Origin of the sequence: Xanthomonas sp. NCPPB 3582, assembly GCF_041475735.2 — a bacterium.
GTDB lineage: Bacteria > Pseudomonadota > Gammaproteobacteria > Xanthomonadales > Xanthomonadaceae > Xanthomonas > Xanthomonas codiaei.
This window is the reverse complement of record NZ_CM192968.1, coordinates 4,668,469-4,687,575: the sequence shown is the minus strand read 5'-3', so window position 1 is coordinate 4,687,575 and position 19,107 is coordinate 4,668,469. Positions and strand designations below refer to the sequence as shown.

Genomic DNA, 19,107 nt, shown 5'->3' with positions numbered 1-19,107 from the left:
AGCGCCAGTACCAGCGCACGCCGGCTGCGCCGATGCATCCTGCCTCGCCGAAAATCTCGTGCGTCTGGATCTCGTGCGTCTGGTGATTGTAGCGAGAATCCACAGGATTTGTGGTCGATGACAAGATCAATCCTTGGCCTGGCTACGGTAGTGAGCAACCAGCGCATTGGCATGCCCGTGACCGATCTTGTGGTCAGCTTTTAGGATGGCCACTTGTTCCATGTGCTTTTTGTCGCGAAGACTGTCGAGAATGCTGAGCCAATGCGCCACTGGCTTCCCGTAGGTCTTCTCAATCGATGGAAAGTAAGATGCGGGACCCTTGCTCTTTTCGTCGTTCGTCATGCTAGCTACTACCTGGTGGAATGAGTGGTCGCCATGGTCTCGCGTGGCAGGCCAGGACGTGCGTGAGAAATTCGTTTGGAAGCGGATCAAATAGCATCAACTCACTTTCTGAGCACATGGACGCCCCATGGGGCAACAAGATAAATCGTCTGATGGCGACGAAAATGAAGGTCGCGGGGCACGGAGTAAGAACCGACTACGACGAAGGGCCAGGAAACCTCCGAAGACACTTCGATGCGCCTGGGTGGTGCCCGCCCGTCGAGATCGACGCCGGATACTGCGTGGGTGATGACGTATGCACGCAGGTCTTGTTCGACACCGGCCAGCGCTGCGCGTGCCGACGCATAGCCGGCGGCGACGATCACCAGGCAAGATATGCTGGCCATCAAGGTAATGCTCTTAAGGCGTGATGTGGTCACACAAGCCTCCATCATAAGCAATGATAACCGCGCGCCTCCTATCATGATACCGGACTGCGAAGCCGATCAAGCTTGAACCAGTTCTTGAAACCTATGCTAGCCGAGGTCGCTTTCATGCCCAGCCTTTACTCGCGCGGTATCCAATGGCCACCGAAGGTGGCGTGCTTGCATGGTTAAAATGCTACTTCGATGTCGGAGATGTGGGGAATGCTTTTCAGAAACTGGCGCCTGATTAAAAAAAGCAGGCGAAAGGCCTCGGTGAATGAATGCTAGAAATATGAGGATTCACCACATGAAATAGATGCATTCACCGCGTTCCAGGCGGCAGAAGAAGGACCACGTGCACTGCTCTTGTTGATAAGAAAATGCAGAGAATCCATCGCGTTTGTAATTCGAAGTGATGCCTGGCCAGCCTGCAAACCTGGATCGAAGAGGTGCCCCTGGCTTGAGACGGCTACGGAGTTCTTGCCCGTCGCTTGGATCAAAAGAGAACTCGCCGGTAGATGTGTCGAGATCCAGGTTATTGGAAGTGATGATATTGTAAGATGAGCCTGGAAGGACATCTGGTAACCATCCACGCTCGAAAATTCGATTGGCACGTGCGTCGGCCAATGTTGCGTACTGGCTTGTAACGGTATCGGACAGAAAACTGCAGCCGGAAGCGATGAGCACAAGACCTGGAAGACATGATCGATACTCATGCGGTTGAGTCCGGCTTAAGGCATGCGGTAAGGTGGAACCTGGCTGACTGAGGTATTGGGCTACAGGTGCCCGCAAAGGTCGGCGTTGCATCAATGCCCGCAATCATTTCGCCTGGATTGGATGGGCCAGGACGCGCGCGAAGACGCCTGCCGGGCGATAGCGAGGTATATGAGTGCACTGAGATTCTACACATGTACACGGTTGCTCCATGGGCACCTAACTCTGCAATGTGCCGACCAGAGTGGCGGGAGTCTGACTTGAGTGAATGGTTAGTCTGGCCTTTCGCGTTCAAGAGCCTGTTCGAGTGCTGCAATTGCTTGGTGCACGGATGGATGGCATCTAACCCATCCTCTTCCAATGAAATCTGCAACACTGCGCCCGTGAAGTACCACGACTAACGACCCGTTGCTTGCGGCCTGAAGCAGCGCGTGACCAATTCGCCTGATGGCAACTGAATCCTAGCTTGGAAGTTCTTCATCGGGATTGTCGATAGCTGCATCTGCGTGGCCTAATGCCTGAGTTAAGCAGAACCGCGAAGCGGGTTCGGCTTGGATGAATTGGTAGGCGCCAGCGACTCTGCAATACCGCCCGAATAGAAAACGATGAACTCTGCTGCCTTTGCGCAAAGAGACTCTTGCGGAGAGCGGATTGCCAGCACCAATGGCTCTAGGGAGATTGGATCAATGTCTAAGTATTGCCCAGGCGAGCCGCGTAGCGACAATGATAGCTCTGTCCAGCTCCGGTCGTCGGCGGAGCTGCTATCACCGTCTGAGTCGATGTTGCAGCCGACGCCCCACAAGTACTCGGCGATCCGATAGAACTCGGGGCGCGGGCCAGGTGACGTAATTTTAACAACGTAGTTGTTGGACACGGCGCCTAACGCCTGAATTAAGCCGACCCGCGAAGCGGGTTCGGCTTGAATGAGTTGTTAGGCCCAAGCACAGTCAACTCCCCGGAGCCGGAGTGCTTTGCACAAAGAGTCAAGCGTATGGTCATTGTCATCATCCCCGACGAAGTAGCGACCAGACTCAAGTGCGCTCAACCCTGAGTCAAACGCATGCACAGGCGGGTCATAATGTTTTATAGAGCCTTCTAGGGATGGTCTGATCAATGAGGCCTGAGGACGCGGGAGGTGCATTTCTCCAAGGATCTGCGTTTGAATAGTCGAAACTTGCACCATTTTCGGCGCGATCCGGACATCATCTCCCGATCACAGGCGCACGCTCCCCGCAGCGGACAGTAACTGCTTTCGCTTCATCCACAGGTTGGACAGCGCAAACAACGTCAGCACCTGCGCGGTGTTCTTGGCCAAGCCGCGATAGCGGACCTTGGTGTAGCCAAACTGGTGCTTGATCACCCGGAATGGATGCTCCACCTTTGCGCGCACGCTGGCCTTGAAGTGTTCCCAACGTTCTGCCCCAGCACGCTCGCGCTTGTTGCCTATGGCCTGAATCGTGGAGCGCTTGGCGGCAATGAAAAATGCAGCCTCGCAGCGCTGTAGCTCGTCGCGCTTTTCCGCACCGGTGTAGCCGCTGTCGCCGAACACGCTGTCTTCCTTCCCGTGCAGCAATGCATGCGTCACTGTGACATCGGCTACGTTGGCTGCGGTGCACTGCACGTGATGTACCAGACCGGAAAACTCATCCACACCAATATGCGCCTTCATCCCGAAATACCACTGGTTGCCCTTCTTGGTCTGATGCATCTCAGGGTCGCGCGCATGGTCGGCATTCTTGGTCGAACTGGGCGCAGCGATCAGCGTCGCATCGACGATCGTGCCCGACCGCAGGCTCTGGCCCTTGCGCGCCAGATGCGCGTTGACCACTTCCAGCATCCGTGCGGCAAGGCCATGGGTCTCCAGCAGGCGCCGAAAGTTGAGAATCGTGGTCTCGTCGGGAATGTCGTCCAACCCACCGAGCTGGGCAAAGCGACGTAAGGTCGGGATCTCGTGCAGCGCTTCTTCCATCGCCGGATCACTCAACGCATACCATTGCTGCAGCAAATGAATCCGCAACATCGTCGCCAGTGCGTACGGCTGCCGACCTGGCCGCCCCGACGTAGGATAGTGCAACGCGATCAGCCCGAGCAGTTGCTGCCACGGAACGACCTGCTCCATCTCGGCCAGAAATATCTCGCGCCGGGTCTGCTTACGCTTGCCCAGGCCCTCAGCGTCACCGAACGTCAGCTGCATGGATGAGTCCTCTACATGAGACGCTAGTGTCGCGCATCTGTGGTGAGTTGATCAGACCTTCCCTAGATAGTAGCCGAACTCATTTTCTTTGTTCTTGTTTGTGTAGATGCATGGAAAGTGTGCGAGCCATTCTGAGAACGCGGAGCTGATTTTGTGAAGCCCAGGGAACTGCTGGCGCAACGGCGTTGCCAAAAAGTGAACTTCACCAACCGTCCATAGTGAGCCGCGACGCGTCTGCGGTAGGAAGACCGTCGCAACGGGAGACATCATTGGATCAATACTTCCGTTTGCGCCGTAGATGAGCGGACCGCACTCCCTAAAGTAGAGGGTAGACCCGCGGCCTGTGGACACTTCCTCGGGCGGCGACGGCAGCGACCTGAACCATCCGAGCACTTCGGATGGTTCGGATGGAGCGGCAATGAATCGGTATGTAGTACCCATGCTTTTCTGAAGCCTAACGCCTGAATTAAGCCGCGCCGCGAAGCGACGTCGGCTTGAATGAATTGTTAGGCAGCGGCCGGCTGCCACCAAAACCAGAGTTGAAGATTGTTATTGCCGGAATTTCCAATGGAATAGTCACCTTCACCACGAGCAATGCCCGCGACGCATTGCCGAAGCGGAGCCAGCCAATCTGCGCCCACAGTGAGCATGGCCGGATCCAGTGACTCAGGGAAGGTCCATTTAGCTTGATCTGGCGAGAACGATAAGAGGAACTTTGATGGGGCAAGCCAAGCGGATGAGCGATTGTCTGGAACGCGAAGAATTGCTGCCGTAGGCCGTGTGACGCTTAGGGTACGAGAGGCGGCAACTCCGTCTGCCTCAAGCGCATCAAGCAAGGCGAGCAGGGAGACACAGCCCGCCACATCCGCCGAGAGGTTCCAACCAGGGTAATTGCGCTGATTCTCCGTGTAGCGCCAAAGCGCAACCGAGCCAGCTTGTTGCCATGAGTGGGATTGATGCTTCACAAGCTGCCTAACAACTATTGAACCGCCGAAATTCGGTGTTTCGCTGAGTATCTTCGATTGCTGGCACTTTGTGAACGGGGAATTCCTAGCCGGGGTCACGGGATTGCACGATGGCAAGCGGCCGCGACCATCCGGATGCTTTCAGTGTTATCCAGCAAGGACGCAGGCGTATGAGATACACCCTCAAGAACAACGGCATAACAGCACCTCCACCGCTTCGGCTACTCGATCAGGTGTGTGACCGCCTGCGGGTTCGGCACTACAGCCTACGCACCGAGCAGGCCTACCTGAGCTGGATACGGCGCTTCATCCTGGCCAGCGGCAGGCGCCATCCGGCGCAGATGGAGCAGGCGGAGGTCGAGGCGTTCCTCACCCGCTTGGCGACCGATGGGCAGGTGTCTGCGGGGACGCAGAACCGGGCATTGGCCGCGTTGCTGTTCCTCTACCGCGAAGTGCTGCGCATCGAGCTGCCGTGGAAGGAAAACCTGGTGCGCGCCAAGCGGCCCAGGCGCATTCCGGTAGTGCTTTCGCGCGAGGAGGTGGCACGTCTGCTGGCGGTGCTGGCGGGGCCGTGCTGGCTGATCGGCAGCCTGCTGTACGGCAGCGGGATGCGGTTGATGGAAGGCCTGCGCCTGCGCATCGAGGACGTGGATGCCGCGCGTGGCGAGATCGTGGTGCGATGGCAAGGGGGGCAAGCACCGCTGGGTGCCGTTGCCGCACAGCCTGCGGGAGGCGCTACAGCGGCAACGCGAACGCGCACTGTTAGTGCATGCGGCGGATCTGGCTGCCGGTGCCGGTCGGGTCTTCTTGCCGCACGCGTTGGCGCGCAAGGATCCCAATGCCGACGTTGAGCCGGGGTGGCACTATCTGTTCCCGTCTGCGCGCCGGTCGCGGGATCCGCGCAGCGGCAGGCCTGCCCGGCACCATGTCTTCGAAGAAATTCTGCAGCGTGCGGTGCAGTCGGCACGGCAGCAGGCTGGCATCGTTAAGCCGGCGACCTGCCATACGTTGCGGCATTCGTTCGCCACGCATCTGCTGAAGGACGGCCACGATATCCGCACCGGACCGGAGCTGCTGGGGCACAAGGACATGACCACCACGCAGATCTACACGCATGTGCTGGGACGCGGTGCGTCGGCGGTTCGCAGCCCATTGGATGGGCTGGGCAGTGTTGGTGATGAAGCGTGAGCTGCCGCGCGACTGATGCAGCGGATGGCCGCTTGCTGCCAAGCAAGCCACCATGATTGCGCCTGAGACACGCTTTTCAGACTCGATTGTGCGCGATGACGGCAGCCAGTTGCTGCACTGGCCGAGCGCGACCCACCCAACATTGCGCGCATTCGCAGATGGGCGCGAATGCATCCGTGAGCCACGACGTATCACTCCTGCACAACTGCGCTATGCGGCCATCTGACGCCTGCTCGATCTATCGTAGCAGCCAGCTTCAACCATCCAGCAACGCCTTGTCCCGCACCGCGCCCTTGTCCGCGCTGGTCGCCAGCAACGCGTACGCCTTCAGCGCCGTGGTGACCTTGCGTGGGCGCAGCTCCGCCGGCTTCCAGCCCTTGGCATCCTGCTCTGCGCGACGCAGGGCGAGTTCCTCGTCGGAGATCAGCAGATCGATCGAGCGTTTGGGGATGTCGATCAGGATCTTGTCGCCGTCGCGCACCAGCCCGATCGCGCCGCCTGCCGCCGCTTCCGGCGACGCATGGCCGATCGACAGGCCGGAGGTGCCGCCGGAAAAACGGCCGTCGGTGAGCAGGGCGCATTGCTTGCCCAGGCCCTTGGACTTCAGGTAGCTGGTCGGATACAGCATTTCCTGCATGCCGGGGCCGCCCTTGGGGCCTTCGTAGCGGATGACCACGACATCGCCGGCAACCACCTCATCTGCGAGGATGCCCTTGACCGCCGCGTCCTGGCTCTCGTACACGCGCGCAGTGCCTTCGAACACGTGGATGGATTCGTCCACGCCGGCGGTTTTCACCACGCAGCCGTCGCGGGCGATATTGCCGTACAGCACCGCCAGGCCGCCCTCTTGCGAGAACGCATGCGCCACGTCGCGGATACAGCCGTCGCTGCGGTCGGCATCCAGGGTGTCCCAGCGCGTGGCCTGGCTGAAGGCGATCTGGGTGGGAATGCCGGCCGGGCCGGCCTTGTAGAACGTGTGCACCTTTTCATCGTCGGTCTGGGTGATGTCCCATTGCGCGATGGCGTCGGCCAGCGTGCGTGCGTGCACGGTGGCGGCGTTGGTATGCAGCAAGCCGCCGCGTGCCAGCTCGCCAAGGATGGCCATGATGCCGCCGGCGCGGTGCACGTCTTCGATATGGTACTTCTGCGTGTTGGGCGCCACTTTGCACAGCTGTGGCACGCGCTTGGACAAGCGGTCGATATCGCGCATGCCGAACGGAACGTCGGCCTCCTGCGCGGCGGCGAGCAGGTGCAGGATGGTGTTGGTAGAGCCGCCCATGGCGATGTCCAGGGTCATCGCATTCTCGAACGCTTCGAAGGTGGCGATGCCGCGCGGCAGGGCGGTGGGATCTTCGCCGCCATACCAGCGGTGGCACAGTTCCACCGCCACACGTCCGGCACGCAGGAACAGTTGCTCGCGGTCGGCATGCGTGGCCACCACGGTGCCATTACCCGGCAGCGACAGGCCCAGCGCTTCGGTCAGGCAGTTCATCGAGTTGGCGGTGAACATGCCCGAGCACGAGCCGCAGGTGGGGCAGGCGCTGCGTTCGAACTCGGCGACCTTCTCGTCGGAGGCGCTGTCGTCGGCGGCGATCACCATCGCGTCGATCAGGTCGAGCTTGTGCTCGGCCAGCTTGGTCTTGCCGGCTTCCATCGGCCCGCCGGAGACGAACACGGTGGGAATGTTGAGGCGCAGCGCGGCCATCAACATGCCGGGGGTGATCTTGTCGCAATTGGAAATGCACACCAGCGCATCGGCGCAGTGCGCGTTGACCATGTATTCGACCGAGTCGGCGATGATTTCGCGGCTGGGCAGCGAATACAGCATGCCGTCGTGGCCCATCGCGATGCCGTCGTCCACGGCGATGGTGTCGAACTCCTTGGCCACCCCGCCGACGCGCTCGATCTCGCGCGCCACCAACTGCCCGAGATCCTTCAGGTGCACATGCCCGGGCACGAACTGGGTGAACGAATTGGCGATGGCGATGATGGGCTTGTGGAAGTCGCCATCCTTCATGCCGGTGGCGCGCCAGAGCGCGCGCGCGCCCGCCATGTTGCGGCCGTGGGTGGAGGTCTTGGAGCGGTAGTCGGGCATGGCGGATTCAACGACAAGGGCGAGCGGTGGCTGGCAATTAGACCGCGCCTGGACTGTTGCTGCTGCAACCGTCAAGACGCGCTCGGATGATCCCGCACGGTAGCACGCAGCTGTCACGCTCACGCGCGGCAAGAAATGGCTGACGCACGGGCGATATCGTCGAGTGACCGGCCATCGATCCTGCGCCGAACGGTTCATTGCTGTGCGCAATGCTGGTGATGCGTTGCCATCGCCCGTCAGCGCGGGCGGTTTAGACTGTGCGCATGAGCGCCATTGTGTCCTGCCGCGCGGGCTGTGCCGCCTGTTGCATTGCCCCCTCCATCAGTTCGCCGATTCCCGGCATGCCGCAGGGCAAGCCGGCCGGTGTGCCCTGCGTGCAGCTGGATGCGCAGTTGGGCTGCCGCCTGTTCGGGCAGCCGAGCCGCCCGGCGGTCTGCGCGAGCCTGCGGCCATCGATGGAAATGTGTGGCAGCTCGCGCACGCAGGCGTTGGCGATGCTGGCTGCCCTGGAGCGTGCGACGCAGCCTTGAAAATCCGGGCGCTACGCCCTTGCCTGCGGCCAACGCTGGCGTGGCGCCAGGTGTCGGCAGAATCGCGCGTGCTCAAGTGCGTGGCTTGTCGCGTGCAGGCCGATCGATACCATGCCGGCAAACATGATCGAGCAGGGCATCGCGCTGATGACCTTGTCGGCCAAGGCGATGCAGGCCTTGCGTTCATCGCACCCATGCGTTGCGACCGGCTCGCCTGGTTGGCGCCAAGCCGATGCCGATGTGGATCGGCAAGGCGGCGCCGACGCGCGCTCAACCGTTGGCGTTGGCCTTGCGCCCGGCGAACACACGCTTGATGCCGGCGCCCAGCGCCAGCACGCCGAACAGCACCAGCTTCCAGCCCTTGGCCAGCAGCAGGCCCAGCTTGGCGAACAGGCCGGCCTTGGCTGCCAGGCCGCCGCCGATCAGGCCGGCCAGGCCATAGCTGGCGATCTTGTCGGTGGACGGGTTGTGGTCGGCATAGCGCGCGCCCTGGTCGAACTCGGTCATCGGCAGCAGCTGCTGCATGCCCTGACGCACCTGCTCGAGCTGGCCCATGCCGGCGACGGCGTTGAGGCTGAGATAGCCGCTGCGCCCCAAGACGCGGATGTCGTAATTGAGCGTGTGCTGCTGGGCCCCATCGAAGCGCAGTTCCTTGGCCCAGTAGAGCTTCTTGCTGCCGGCGTCGTAGCGCGGCGGCACGGCCCAGCCGAGCAGGTCCACCGTGCCGTAGCCCTGTTCGCGCCGTGCGGCGTTGTCCTCGGCGGTGCCTTGCTGCATCTGCTCCAGCAGTTCGCTGTAATCGATCTTGGCGGCGTCCTCGTCGGACACATAGCCCTCATCGCTATAGGTCACCACCACCGCCCAGCTGTCCGGTGCATCCAGCGCAGGCGTCCGCGGCACGATCATGCCCAGCACGCTGTCGTCAGGCGGGTTGCCCCATAGCTGCTCGAGCACGCGGCGCGTATCGGCCTTGTCGAGGTAACGGAAGGCCGGGTCCAGATCGAAGTGCGCCCTGGCCTGCGGCAGCGCGATATGGCCGTCGTGATACTGCAGCGCAGAGAGCACTTGCGCCTCGTCCGCGGCCTCGGCCGGTACGGCGAGCAGCAGCGGGCTTGCGACAAGCAGGCAGGCGGCCAGCAGGCCGCGCAGGACAACGGAAGTGTGCATCAGGTCGAATCCATTCGATGGCAGCGTCCCCACGCCGCAGGGCGCAGATTCTGCCATGCGTTCACACGGCAGACAACGGGTCAGCGCGCGCCGGCAATGCCCAGGTACTGATCCTTGAGCCGCACATAATGCTGGGCCGAGTAATGCAGGCTTTCGATTTCCTTGTCGCTGAGCGTGCGCGCCGGGCGGGCGGGGTTGCCCAGCCACAATTCTGCCTCGCCGACCACCTTGCCCGGTCCGACCACGGCACCGGCACCGACAAATCCGTAGCGCTTGACGGTGGCCCCGTCGAGCACGCAGGCGCCCATGCCGATCAGGCACAGGTCTTCGATGGTGCAGGCATGCAGGATGGTGCCGTGGCCCACGGTGACATCGGCGCCGATGATGGTCGGGTAGCCAGCCTTGTTGAACGGGCTGTGGTGACTGACGTGGATGATGGCGCCGTCCTGCACGTTGGTGCGTGCGCCGATCTGCACATGATTGACGTCGCCGCGGATCACCGTGCCCGGCCACACCGACACATCGTCACCCAGGCTCACCTTGCCGATGATGGTGCAGGCCGGGTCGATATAGACGCGCGCGCCCAGTTGCGGGGTGTGGTCCAGAAACGGGCGAATCGGGGTCACGGCATTCTCCGGCAAGTCAGCGTGCCGCCAGGTGCGGACACGGCATGCATGATACCCGGGCCGTGGTGGCCGCCGCGGAAGAGCCCAGCCTCTGAGGCAGACGTGCATCTGCCGGCGCAGTGGTGCGCTGCCCACAGCCGCCGGCATGTCAGCGGCATCGCGATGCGCTGGATGGCGTGCCGCTGCTGGCCAAGGTCGCGAATGCAGACTGCCCGCGCTTGCACTGTCGTGTCCTGGCAATGGCATGCACGTACCGCCGTGGCATTGACTGCCAATCGCATTGCGTCGCGATCGGACATGCAATGGGCACCGTCACCGGCGCGCTCCGGGCGCCGCGTGTGAGAGCCCCGGGGCTGGCGGTGGTCGGCCAACGCATCTGTCGACGTCGCCCGCCACGGCATGCAGGCGCCGGCGTGCCCGAACGCGTGGTTGCCCAGGCGAAGCGCAATCCCGCCACGTCCGATAAGCGCACAGCACTGCGGCGATGCGGCTTGAACAGCATCTGCGATCGGCCTAGCGTGCGTGCAGTGGCGTGGCGGCGGCCGCGTTGGCAATGCAAAAAACTGGCGCTTTGCCGCGCGAAGTCATCGCCGCGTCGTGTCGGTCGCTGTCGATGCAAGACCGCCTGCATTCCGCTTTGCAGGAACACTCCCTACTGCACAGGACACCCCGATGCTCCAAAGCACCTCGATGCCTGCGTCCTTCGTGTTGGAGCGCATGACGCCCTTCCAGTGGCGGGCGGTGGCCGTGTGCGTGCTGCTGACGATGCTCGACGGCTTCGACGTGATGGCGATGGCGTTCACCGCGCCGCATGTGTCGGCGGACTGGCAACTGTCGGGAAAACTGCTGGGCGGGTTGTTCAGTGCCGGACTGGTGGGCATGGCAGTGGGGTCGTTGGTACTGGCGCCGTTGGCCGATCGCATCGGCCGCCGCGCGCTGATCCTGATCTGCCTGGCGATCCTCACCGTGGGCATGGGCGCCTCGGCGCTGGCCGGCAACGCCTGGCAACTGGGCGCGCTGCGGGCGTTCACCGGGATCGGGATCGGCGGCATGCTGGCCTGTGTGGCAGTGACCGCTGCCGAGTATTCCACCGCGCGCTGGCGCAGCACGGCCACGGTGTTGCAGGCCACTGGCTACCCGGTAGGCGCGACGGTGGGCGGGGCGATCGCCGCGCTGCTGCTGCAGCACTGGTCGTGGCCGTCGGTGTTCGTGCTCGGCGCGCTGGGTTCGTTGGTGTGCGTACCGCTGGTGCTCGCCTTCCTGCCGGAATCGCTGGAGTTCCTGATGGCCCGCCGGCCGCCGAACGCGCATGCACGCTTCAACGCGGTGCTGGCGCGCATGGGGATGCCGGCTGCGCCGCACCTGCCGATGCCATCGGTACAGGCGGCCGGGCAGGGCTATGCCGCGCTGTTCGTCGGCGCAGTGCGGCGGCAGTCGCTGCTGATCGCGCTGGCGTTCTTCCTGCTGATGTTCTCGTTCTACTTCGTGCTCAGCTGGACGCCCAAGCTGCTGGTGACGGCCGGGCTGTCGGCCGCCCAGGGCGTGACCGGCGGGGTGCTGCTGAATCTGGGCGGTATCGCGGGCGGCACGCTGTTCAGTTGGCTGGCCCTGCGCGCGCGGTTGTCACGGCTCACCGCGGGGGCGCTGATCCTGGTGGCGGTGGCGATGCTCGCGTTCGGGTTGAGTAGCGCAGTGTTGAGCTGGGCTTTCGTGACGGCATTGCTGACCGGGGCGGCACTGACAGCCGCCATGGGAGGGCTGTATGCGGTGGCGCCGGTGGTGTTCCCGGCGGCCGTACGCTCCACCGGCATGGGCTGGGCGATCGGCGTGGGCCGCTTCGGCGCGATCCTGTCGCCACTGTGCGCGGGGGCGTTGCTGGATGCCGGGTGGACGCCGGTCATGTTGTACCTGGGCTGTGCCGTGCCGCTGCTGTTCGCCGCCGCCGCCGTGGTGGCGATGCGCTTGCCGGATCGCTGAACTGCTCAGCCGGCTGCGTTCGACGGCGTGAATCCGCCGGTCGAGGACGGATCGGCGGACCAAAGAAATCGTGCCGGCTGCCGATACCTCCGAAGACCGCCATGCCCGTGGCGGACTCTTCCGCGAACATCGTGCACACCAGCGCCGGCATGCTCAGAACCATCGACTCCGACCAACTTCGCCCCGGCATGTACGTCTACAAGCTGCTGGGCGCGTGGGTGCACCATCCGTTCTGGAAAACCTCGTTCCTGGTCGATTCGGAAGACGTGGACAAGATCCATGGCAGCCGGATCGAGCAACTGGTGATCGACACCGCACGCGGGCTGGATGTGGACGCGGGGACGCCGGAGGCCGAGGCGGCCGCTGCCACGCCACCGGCACCGGAGCCGCCGGAGCCGGCATCCAGCACGCGCACGGTACGGACCAACAGCGTCACCGCGCAGGTCGGCATCGAGGCCGAGGTGGTGCGTGCGCGGCGCATCTTCGAAGACGGGCGCGACACGGTGGAGGAGATGTTTCGCGACGTGCGGCTCGGCCGCACCGTCGACACCGAGGCGGCCATGCCGCTGGTGGAAGCCATCAACGATTCGGTGTTGCGTCACCCGCAGGCGCTGATCAGCGTGGCGCGGCTAAAGACCGCCGACGACTACACCTATCTGCACTCGATGGCCGTGGCCGGGCTGATGAGCGGGCTTGCCCGCCAGCTCGGCCTGCCCGATGCGCAGGTGGTGGAAGCGGCGATGGGTGGCCTGCTGCACGACATGGGCAAGGCGGTGACGCCGCTGGACATCCTCAACAAGCCGGGCCGGCTCACCAACGAAGAAATGGAGATCATGCGCCAGCACCCGCTGGATGGTCATCGCCTGCTGGTGGCCGGCGGCGTGCAGAACGCGGTGGTGCTGGAAATTGCCTTGCATCATCACGAAAAGATGGATGGCAGCGGGTATCCGAATCGGCTCGTCGGCGAAGAGATCTCGCTGATGTCGCGGATGGGTGCGGTGTGCGATGTCTACGACGCCATCAGTTCCGACCGCCCCTACAAACGTGGCTGGGATCCGGCCGAATCGCTCAAGCAGATGGCCTCGTGGAAAGGCCATTTCGACCCGGTGATCTTCCAGGCCTTCGTGCGCCGGCTGGGGATCTACCCGGTCGGTTCGCTGGTGCGGCTGGAATCGCAGAAGCTGGCCGTGGTGATCGAACAGACCCCGGACGCGCTGCTCAAGCCGAAGGTGCGGGTGTTCTACTCGGCCAAGCTGCGCAGCCACGTGCTGGTGCAGGACATCGACCTGGCGCGCCCGGACTGCCAGGACCGGATCGCGCAGATGGAAAGCCCGAGCGACTGGGGCTTTCGCGATCTCGAGAAACTCTGGCTGCCCTGATCGGGCCGTGTCGCGTGGGGGCTGCGCCGCAGGCGCGTCCGGTAGGTGGCGCGTGCCCGGCTGCGTGCCCTTGCTGATCGGCACTCCGCTGATGGCTGATTCCGGCCACGCCTGGCGGCCGGTCACATCGCACCGCGTGGCTCCATGCGGCCTGCCGGTCGCTGTCCCGGCCCAGATCCGGCACCGCCTAGCGAACGCGACCATGCTGCGCTGCAGCTTGGCAATGTAGTTATGTTCAATAACTATTCTGGAACGCAATCACTTGCCGACCGGAACCATGTTCACTTCGTGCCTGGATCACCGCCGTCCCCCGCATGCCGCAGCGCTGTCGCACAGCTGGCGGGCGTGCAAGCGCGGGCTGGCGCAGTGTTGGCACGCCACGCGCTTATGGCATGCAAGAGCGGCCTGCGCCTCCACATCGGCAGGCCTGGCCGCGTCTACAATGTGGTGCACGCCGGGGATCGGCGTTGTGGATGGGGTGCGCAGCGCGTACCGGTCCGCCCGCTGCCTTCGTCGCGAGAACCGTCATGCCCGCTACCGCTCCTGTCGCACCGTTGCCCGATTCCATCACCGAGGTGGACCAGGCGCGCCTGCTGCGGCTGCTGGGGTACCGCATCACCCGCACCGAGTTGCTGGTGCGGCGGATGTTCCAGGAGTGCGTGGCGGCCTTCGATCTGAAGCCGGTCGATTTCTCCTTGCTGATGCTGGTGGACGGCAACCCGGGCATCAACCAGCGCCAGATCGGCGATGTGCTGCATGTGTCGCCGCCGAACCTGGCCATCGTGGTGGCGCGGCTGGTCAACCGCCGGCTGCTGCGGCAGGTGCGCGGGCGTCAGGACCGGCGCATGCAGCATCTGTCGTTGACGCCGGCCGGCGTCACCCTGCTGACCGACGCCGAAGCCGAAGTGCTGCGCATGGAACGGCAGCTCAGCGCTGTGCTCGGCACCAGCGAGGCGCCGCTGGTGCGCGCGCTCGATCGCCTGGATCGTCTGGACACACTCTAGTCCGCCTTCGCCTGGCGTGGGCCAGGCGGCATGCCTTCATCACCTTGCGATGTCACGTGCTGTCTGCAGCGCGGCGTTCGGCCCTGCCTGACGCACGCACGATCGCACGTCCGGCTGTTCCCTCTCACCATAGGAGTGTTCGCAGTGAATCGATCGTCGGTTAGCGGTGGCCAGGACAGGCAAGCAGGATGGGCGCTAACCGTGCTGCTCGGGCTGGGGGGCCTGTGTGCGACCGGGGCTGCAAGTGCACAGGCAGTGCCACAGAGCGCTGCATTGACCAACGGAATCAACACCGGCGGGACCAGCTTTCTGGACGGTTTCACCCGCACCACGCCCGGTTGGGCCGTCGTCACCTACCTGCGCCAGACCTCGCTGGATGCGATCAAGGATGCGCGCGGCAACGATGTGCCGGTGTTCGACAATCCACGCATCGATTCGACCTTGCTGCTGACCCAGGTGGCCTACGTCACGCCCTACACGTTGTTCGGTGGGGCACTGGGCATCAACACGCTGGTGCCGTTGATCAACCTGGACGCGTCCTTCGGTCGGAACAGCATCGCCACCCTGCGCGACAACGACGCTGGCGTCGGCGATCTGACCTTCGGTCCGTACCTGCAGATGCTGCCGGTGATGCGTGACGGGCGGCCGGTATTTTCGCAGCGCTTCGAACTCGACGCTGTCGCACCGATCGGCAAGTTCGACCGCGATCGCGACCTGAATCAGGGTGCCGGTTATTGGTCGCTGGTGCCGAACTATGCATTCACGGTGCTGCCGACGCCCAAGTGGGAAGTCAGTGCACGCCTCAACTACATCTATAACTTTCGCAGCGAGCGCCGGCCGAATCTTCCCGACGGATTCGCCTTCCGTAATGGGCAGGCCGGCGACGCGGGATGGGTCAACGTCGCCACTTCCTGGGAAGTCGCGCCGCAAGTGCGGCTGGGCGTCAACGCGTATTACCTCACCCAGTTCCGCGACAACCGTACCAACGGCGAGCGCGTGCCCGACACCCGCCAGCGCGTGTTCTATGCGGGCCCGGGCGGCGTGTGGCGGTTCGACGCCAACAACATCCTGTTCGCCAATCTCTATCTGCCGGTGGAGGTCAGAAATGCAGCGTCCGGCAACAACGTCAACCTGCAGTACGTCCATGTGTTCTAACGCCGGTGCATCCGGCTTCTTTGGAGGGTGGCAATGAATTTGCAGAACAAGACGATCGTGGTGACCGGTGTGGCGTCGGGCATCGGCGCGGAGGTCGCACGGCTTGCGCGGTTTCATGGCGCCACGGTGATCGGGGTGGATCGCTCGCCGGTGCAGATGACCCTGCACGGCTTTCATCAGGCCGACCTGGGCGACCCGGCGTCCATCGACGCATTGGTCGCCGCCTTGCCGGAGCGGATCGATGCCTTGGCCAACGTGGCCGGTGTACCCGGCACCGTGCCGCTGGATGTGGTGGCACGCGTCAATTACCTGGGCCTGCGCCATCTGAGCCAGGCGCTGCTGCCGCGCATCGTCTCGGGCGGTGCCATCATCAACGTCGCCTCGATCCTTGGCGCAGAGTGGCCGCAGCGGCTGGAGTTGCACAAGCAGCTGGCCGCCGCCGACAGTTTCCAGGCCGGCACCGCCTGGCTGGCTGCGCATCCGGTCGCCCACGACACCTGCTACCAGTATTTCAAGGAAGCCTTGATCGTGTGGACGTTGCTGCAATCGCGGCCGTGGTTTGCCGAGCGCGGCATCCGCGTCAACAACGTGTCTCCCGGGCCGGTGTTCACCCCGATCCTGGGCGACTTCGCCGCGATGCTGGGCGAGGAGCGCGTCAAGGAAGATGCCAAGCGCATGACCCGCCCGGCGTATGCCGACGAGGTGGCCGACGCCATCGTGTTCCTGGCATCGGATGCGGCGCGCTGGATCAACGGCATCACCCTGCCGGTCGATGGCGGGCTGGCATCGACCACGCTGTAGTTCCTCCCACCCGTCACTCTCCCCAACTGTTTTAGCAGGAGGCTAGACCATGAATGCTCTTTCCAGCGCAGCGGTCGCTGCGACCGATACGCCCGCGTGGCACGGCTGCATCTTCAATGGCGAGTGGGTGCCGGGCCACGGCGGCAGCTTGCCGATCCATGAGCCGGCGACCGGTGGCTTGTTGCACGAGGTCAGCAAGGCCGACCTGGACGATGTAGCGGCCGCCGTGGCACAGGCCAAGCAGGCGCAGCGCGCCTGGGCCGCCACCCCGCCGCGCGAGCGCGCCGCGATCTTCCATCGCGCTGCACAGGTCATGCAGGCCCGCAGCGCCGAAGCCGCGTTGCTGATTGCGCGCGAAACCGGCGGCATCCTGCCCAAGGCCCAGCGCGAAGTGGATGAGGCGGTGGTGTTCTATCAACAGGCCGCCGGCCTGCCGCTGCAGGCGGTGGGCCAGGTGCTGCCAACCGCCGCCGGCCAACTCAGCCTTGCCCGGCATCTGCCGCTGGGCGTGATCGCGGTGATTTCGCCGTTCAACTTCCCGCTGATCCTGTCGCTGCGCTCGGTGGCGCCGGCACTGGCGATGGGCAATGCGGTGATCCTCAAGCCGGATCCGCGCACTCCGTACACCGGTGGCGTGATCATCGCGCAGGTACTGGAAGAAGCCGGCTTGCCCAAGGGCCTGCTGCACGTGCTGCACGGCGATGCGCAGATCGGTCAGGCGCTGGTGGAGGCGCCGGATATCCCGATGATCGCCTTCACCGGCTCTACCGCTGCCGGCCGCCGTATCGGCGAGATCGCCGGGCGACACCTGAAGAAAGTGGCATTGGAATTGGGTGGCAACAATGCCGTGATCGTGCTCGACGACGCCGATCTGGACCGCGCCGCATCGGCGATCGCCTTCGGTGCCTACCTGCACCAGGGCCAGATCTGCATGGCCACCGGCCGGGTGCTGGTCCAGCGTAACGTGGCCCAGGCCTTGATCCAGCGGTTGGCCGACAAGGCGCGGCATCTGCCGGTCGGCGACCCGGTCAGCGGCACGGTGGCGCTGGGGCCCATCATCGACCAGCGCCAGCTGCAACGCATCATCGATATCGTTAGCGACAGCGTGGCTGCCGGTGCGGTCGTGGAAGCTGGCGGCACCAATGAGGGGCTGTTCTATGCCGCCACCGTGCTGTCCAACGTGCGGCCGGGCATGCGCGCGTTCGACGAGGAAGTGTTCGGGCCGGTGGTCAACATCAGCGTGTTCGACACCGACGAAGAAGCCGCCGAACTGGCCAACCACGGCGAGTACGGCCTGGCGGCGGGCATCCTGTCCGCGTCGGTGTCGCGGGCGATGGCGCTCGGCGAACGCCTGCACACCGGCCTGCTGCACATCAACGACCAGACCGTGGCCGACGAGGTGATCAACCCGTTCGGCGGCACCGGGGCATCCGGCAACGGCACCAGCGTTGGCGGCCCGGCCGATTGGGAGCAGTACACGCATTGGCAGTGGCTGACGGTCAAGAGCGAGGTGCCGCAGTACCCGTTCTGAGCGTCCGGGCGCAGGTCTGGCGTCATCGCCAGGCCGGCGCCTTCGCACTCCTATCCATCGCACGCAGTCGCACGACGAGCGTAGTCACTCGCCAGCGCGAAAACGCGTTGGCGAACACCCTGCATGCCGCGCGAAGTAGCGGCTGAAATAGGCTGCATCGAAAAATCCAAGCGTGGCGGCGATCTGCTGCACGCTCAGGCTGGTGTAGCGCAGGCTGCGGCGGGCTTCGAGCATGATCCGGCGTTGCAGCAGCTCCAGCGCCGATGCATTGGCCAGGCGTCGGCACAGTGCGTTCAGATGGCCCGGGGTCAGGCCCAACTGGTCGGCGTAGCGGGAGATCGGCCAGTGCGCACGATAGTGCTGGTCGATCGATGCCCGGTAGGCGCGCAGGTGGCGCAGCGCCGGGTCTGCCTGCGGGCTGGCCTCCGCCTCTTCGTGCAGGCCTTGCAAGGCCGTGCGTGCGGTCCAGATCACCAGGTGCGCCGCAGCCGCCTGCAGTGCGGCTGCGTGTCCCATACGCTGGTGCGCATGATCGTTGGCAATGCTGTCGAACAGCACGTCGAGCAGTCTGCGCGATCCACTGGCGAGCAGCACCGCCGGCCGTGCCAGGCCCGGCTGCAGCGCGGGTGCCGTGTCCAGCGCGCTGCGCACCAGCGGCATGCACAAGGTGATGATGTGCCCGCGCACCCGCGGGTCGAACGCGAATCCGTGTACGCATAGCGGCGGCAGCCACACCACGGTGGCGCCATGCAGGCGCCGTGTCAGCCCATCCAGTTGCAGCGTTGCCGGCCCGCGCTGCACGTACAGCAGTTGCGCCAGGTCTTCGTGCCGATGCGGGTCGATCTGCCAGTCGTGCAATCGGCTGCGTGCGGCGATCGATTCCCAATGCAGCAGCTCCGGTGGATCGGCGTGCTGCTCGCCGTACAGGCCGAATGCGGGAACGGCGGTGGTTGCAGCGGTCTGGCGCGCGCGTGTGGGCATCGTCGAAAAGTCCAAGCACTGCACGCAATCATCCCTTCAATGGCCGCGGTTGGC

Annotated in this window: 16 protein-coding genes and 1 pseudogene; 8 read left to right on the top strand and 9 right to left on the bottom strand. The window is 64.2% G+C overall.

Translation table 11 applies throughout. The features are described from left to right. Positions 1-126: 126 nt before the first annotated feature. The 5 genes from ACCQ05_RS19895 to ACCQ05_RS19875 form a co-directional block, all read right to left on the bottom strand. Positions 127-342 (bottom strand): DUF4287 domain-containing protein, encoded by a 216-nt coding sequence (locus ACCQ05_RS19895; protein WP_372392219.1) that lies wholly within the window; start codon positions 340-342, stop codon positions 127-129. Positions 343-443: 101 nt separating this feature from the next. Next, positions 444-761: a hypothetical protein gene (locus tag ACCQ05_RS19890; RefSeq protein WP_372392217.1), complete on the bottom strand. Its 318-nt coding sequence runs from the start codon at positions 759-761 to the stop codon at positions 444-446. Between the two features lie 285 nt (positions 762-1,046). After that, positions 1,047-1,553 (bottom strand): YbbD-related protein, encoded by a 507-nt coding sequence (locus ACCQ05_RS19885; protein ID WP_506191529.1) that lies wholly within the window; start codon positions 1,551-1,553, stop codon positions 1,047-1,049. Between the two features lie 430 nt (positions 1,554-1,983). Next, entirely contained in the window at positions 1,984-2,334 is a 351-nt protein-coding gene (locus tag ACCQ05_RS19880; protein ID WP_372392216.1) for a hypothetical protein, read from the bottom strand. Between the two features lie 339 nt (positions 2,335-2,673). Next, the gene (locus ACCQ05_RS19875; protein WP_372392214.1) at positions 2,674-3,654 is read right to left on the bottom strand and encodes an IS5 family transposase; all 981 of its coding nucleotides are present in this window, start codon (positions 3,652-3,654) and stop codon (positions 2,674-2,676) included. Between the two features lie 1,135 nt (positions 3,655-4,789). On the opposite strand from ACCQ05_RS19875, the pseudogene ACCQ05_RS19870 reads away from it, so the two are divergent. Then, positions 4,790-5,807, top strand: a pseudogene (locus ACCQ05_RS19870) (integron integrase). A 256-nt stretch (positions 5,808-6,063) separates the two neighbouring features. Here the strand turns inward: ACCQ05_RS19870 and ilvD are convergent. Then, positions 6,064-7,902 carry a dihydroxy-acid dehydratase gene (gene ilvD, locus ACCQ05_RS19865; protein ID WP_228961877.1) on the bottom strand — a complete coding sequence of 613 codons (1,839 nt, stop codon included), beginning with the start codon at positions 7,900-7,902 and terminating at the stop codon, positions 6,064-6,066. A 263-nt stretch (positions 7,903-8,165) separates the two neighbouring features. On the opposite strand from ilvD, the gene ACCQ05_RS19860 reads away from it, so the two are divergent. Next, positions 8,166-8,432: a YkgJ family cysteine cluster protein gene (locus ACCQ05_RS19860; RefSeq protein ID WP_104543218.1), complete on the top strand. Its 267-nt coding sequence runs from the start codon at positions 8,166-8,168 to the stop codon at positions 8,430-8,432. A gap of 270 nt (positions 8,433-8,702) precedes the next feature. Here the strand turns inward: ACCQ05_RS19860 and ACCQ05_RS19855 are convergent, their stop codons facing one another. Both ACCQ05_RS19855 and ACCQ05_RS19850 read right to left on the bottom strand, forming a co-directional pair. Beyond that, positions 8,703-9,599, bottom strand: coding sequence for a DUF2167 domain-containing protein (locus ACCQ05_RS19855; protein WP_372392213.1), 897 nt, complete (start codon positions 9,597-9,599; stop codon positions 8,703-8,705). 80 nt (positions 9,600-9,679) lie between these two features. Next, positions 9,680-10,225, bottom strand: coding sequence for a gamma carbonic anhydrase family protein (locus ACCQ05_RS19850; RefSeq protein ID WP_372392212.1), 546 nt, complete (start codon positions 10,223-10,225; stop codon positions 9,680-9,682). Positions 10,226-10,897: 672 nt separating this feature from the next. Between ACCQ05_RS19850 and ACCQ05_RS19845 the strand changes: the two genes are divergently transcribed. From ACCQ05_RS19845 to ACCQ05_RS19820, 6 genes are all read left to right on the top strand, one after another. Further along, a complete protein-coding gene (locus tag ACCQ05_RS19845) occupies positions 10,898-12,202 on the top strand; it encodes an MFS transporter (RefSeq protein ID WP_372392211.1) in 1,305 nt (434 codons plus the stop codon). 149 nt (positions 12,203-12,351) lie between these two features. Beyond that, the gene (locus ACCQ05_RS19840; RefSeq protein ID WP_228961882.1) at positions 12,352-13,581 is read left to right on the top strand and encodes an HD-GYP domain-containing protein; all 1,230 of its coding nucleotides are present in this window, start codon (positions 12,352-12,354) and stop codon (positions 13,579-13,581) included. 527 nt (positions 13,582-14,108) lie between these two features. Further along, positions 14,109-14,585, top strand: a complete 477-nt coding sequence (locus ACCQ05_RS19835) for a MarR family winged helix-turn-helix transcriptional regulator (RefSeq protein WP_372360487.1) — start codon at positions 14,109-14,111, stop codon at positions 14,583-14,585. Positions 14,586-14,720: 135 nt separating this feature from the next. Next, a complete protein-coding gene (locus ACCQ05_RS19830; RefSeq protein WP_372392209.1) occupies positions 14,721-15,740 on the top strand; it encodes a SphA family protein in 1,020 nt (339 codons plus the stop codon). Positions 15,741-15,773: 33 nt separating this feature from the next. Continuing rightward, complete coding sequence (locus ACCQ05_RS19825) at positions 15,774-16,541, top strand: coniferyl-alcohol dehydrogenase (protein WP_104543207.1); 768 nt, start codon at positions 15,774-15,776, stop codon at positions 16,539-16,541. A 49-nt stretch (positions 16,542-16,590) separates the two neighbouring features. Next, positions 16,591-18,072 carry a benzaldehyde dehydrogenase gene (locus tag ACCQ05_RS19820; RefSeq protein WP_372392208.1) on the top strand — a complete coding sequence of 494 codons (1,482 nt, stop codon included), beginning with the start codon at positions 16,591-16,593 and terminating at the stop codon, positions 18,070-18,072. 84 nt (positions 18,073-18,156) lie between these two features. On the opposite strand, the gene ACCQ05_RS19815 is transcribed toward ACCQ05_RS19820, so the two are convergent. Then, positions 18,157-19,053, bottom strand: coding sequence for a helix-turn-helix domain-containing protein (locus ACCQ05_RS19815; protein ID WP_372392207.1), 897 nt, complete (start codon positions 19,051-19,053; stop codon positions 18,157-18,159). Positions 19,054-19,107: the final 54 nt, after the last annotated feature.

Coding starts and splice junctions, on each gene's coding strand:
- ACCQ05_RS19825 (WP_104543207.1), top strand. CDS start 15,774: ATGAATTTGCAGAACAAGACGATCGTGGTGACCGGTGTGGCGTCGGGC.
- ilvD (WP_228961877.1), bottom strand. CDS start 7,902: ATGCCCGACTACCGCTCCAAGACCTCCACCCACGGCCGCAACATGGCG.
- ACCQ05_RS19855 (WP_372392213.1), bottom strand. CDS start 9,599: ATGCACACTTCCGTTGTCCTGCGCGGCCTGCTGGCCGCCTGCCTGCTT.
- ACCQ05_RS19895 (WP_372392219.1), bottom strand. CDS start 342: ATGACGAACGACGAAAAGAGCAAGGGTCCCGCATCTTACTTTCCATCG.
- ACCQ05_RS19845 (WP_372392211.1), top strand. CDS start 10,898: ATGCTCCAAAGCACCTCGATGCCTGCGTCCTTCGTGTTGGAGCGCATG.
- ACCQ05_RS19875 (WP_372392214.1), bottom strand. CDS start 3,654: ATGCAGCTGACGTTCGGTGACGCTGAGGGCCTGGGCAAGCGTAAGCAG.
- ACCQ05_RS19885 (WP_506191529.1), bottom strand. CDS start 1,553: ATGCAACGCCGACCTTTGCGGGCACCTGTAGCCCAATACCTCAGTCAG.
- ACCQ05_RS19820 (WP_372392208.1), top strand. CDS start 16,591: ATGAATGCTCTTTCCAGCGCAGCGGTCGCTGCGACCGATACGCCCGCG.
- ACCQ05_RS19815 (WP_372392207.1), bottom strand. CDS start 19,053: ATGCCCACACGCGCGCGCCAGACCGCTGCAACCACCGCCGTTCCCGCA.
- ACCQ05_RS19835 (WP_372360487.1), top strand. CDS start 14,109: ATGCCCGCTACCGCTCCTGTCGCACCGTTGCCCGATTCCATCACCGAG.
- ACCQ05_RS19840 (WP_228961882.1), top strand. CDS start 12,352: ATGCTCAGAACCATCGACTCCGACCAACTTCGCCCCGGCATGTACGTC.
- ACCQ05_RS19860 (WP_104543218.1), top strand. CDS start 8,166: ATGAGCGCCATTGTGTCCTGCCGCGCGGGCTGTGCCGCCTGTTGCATT.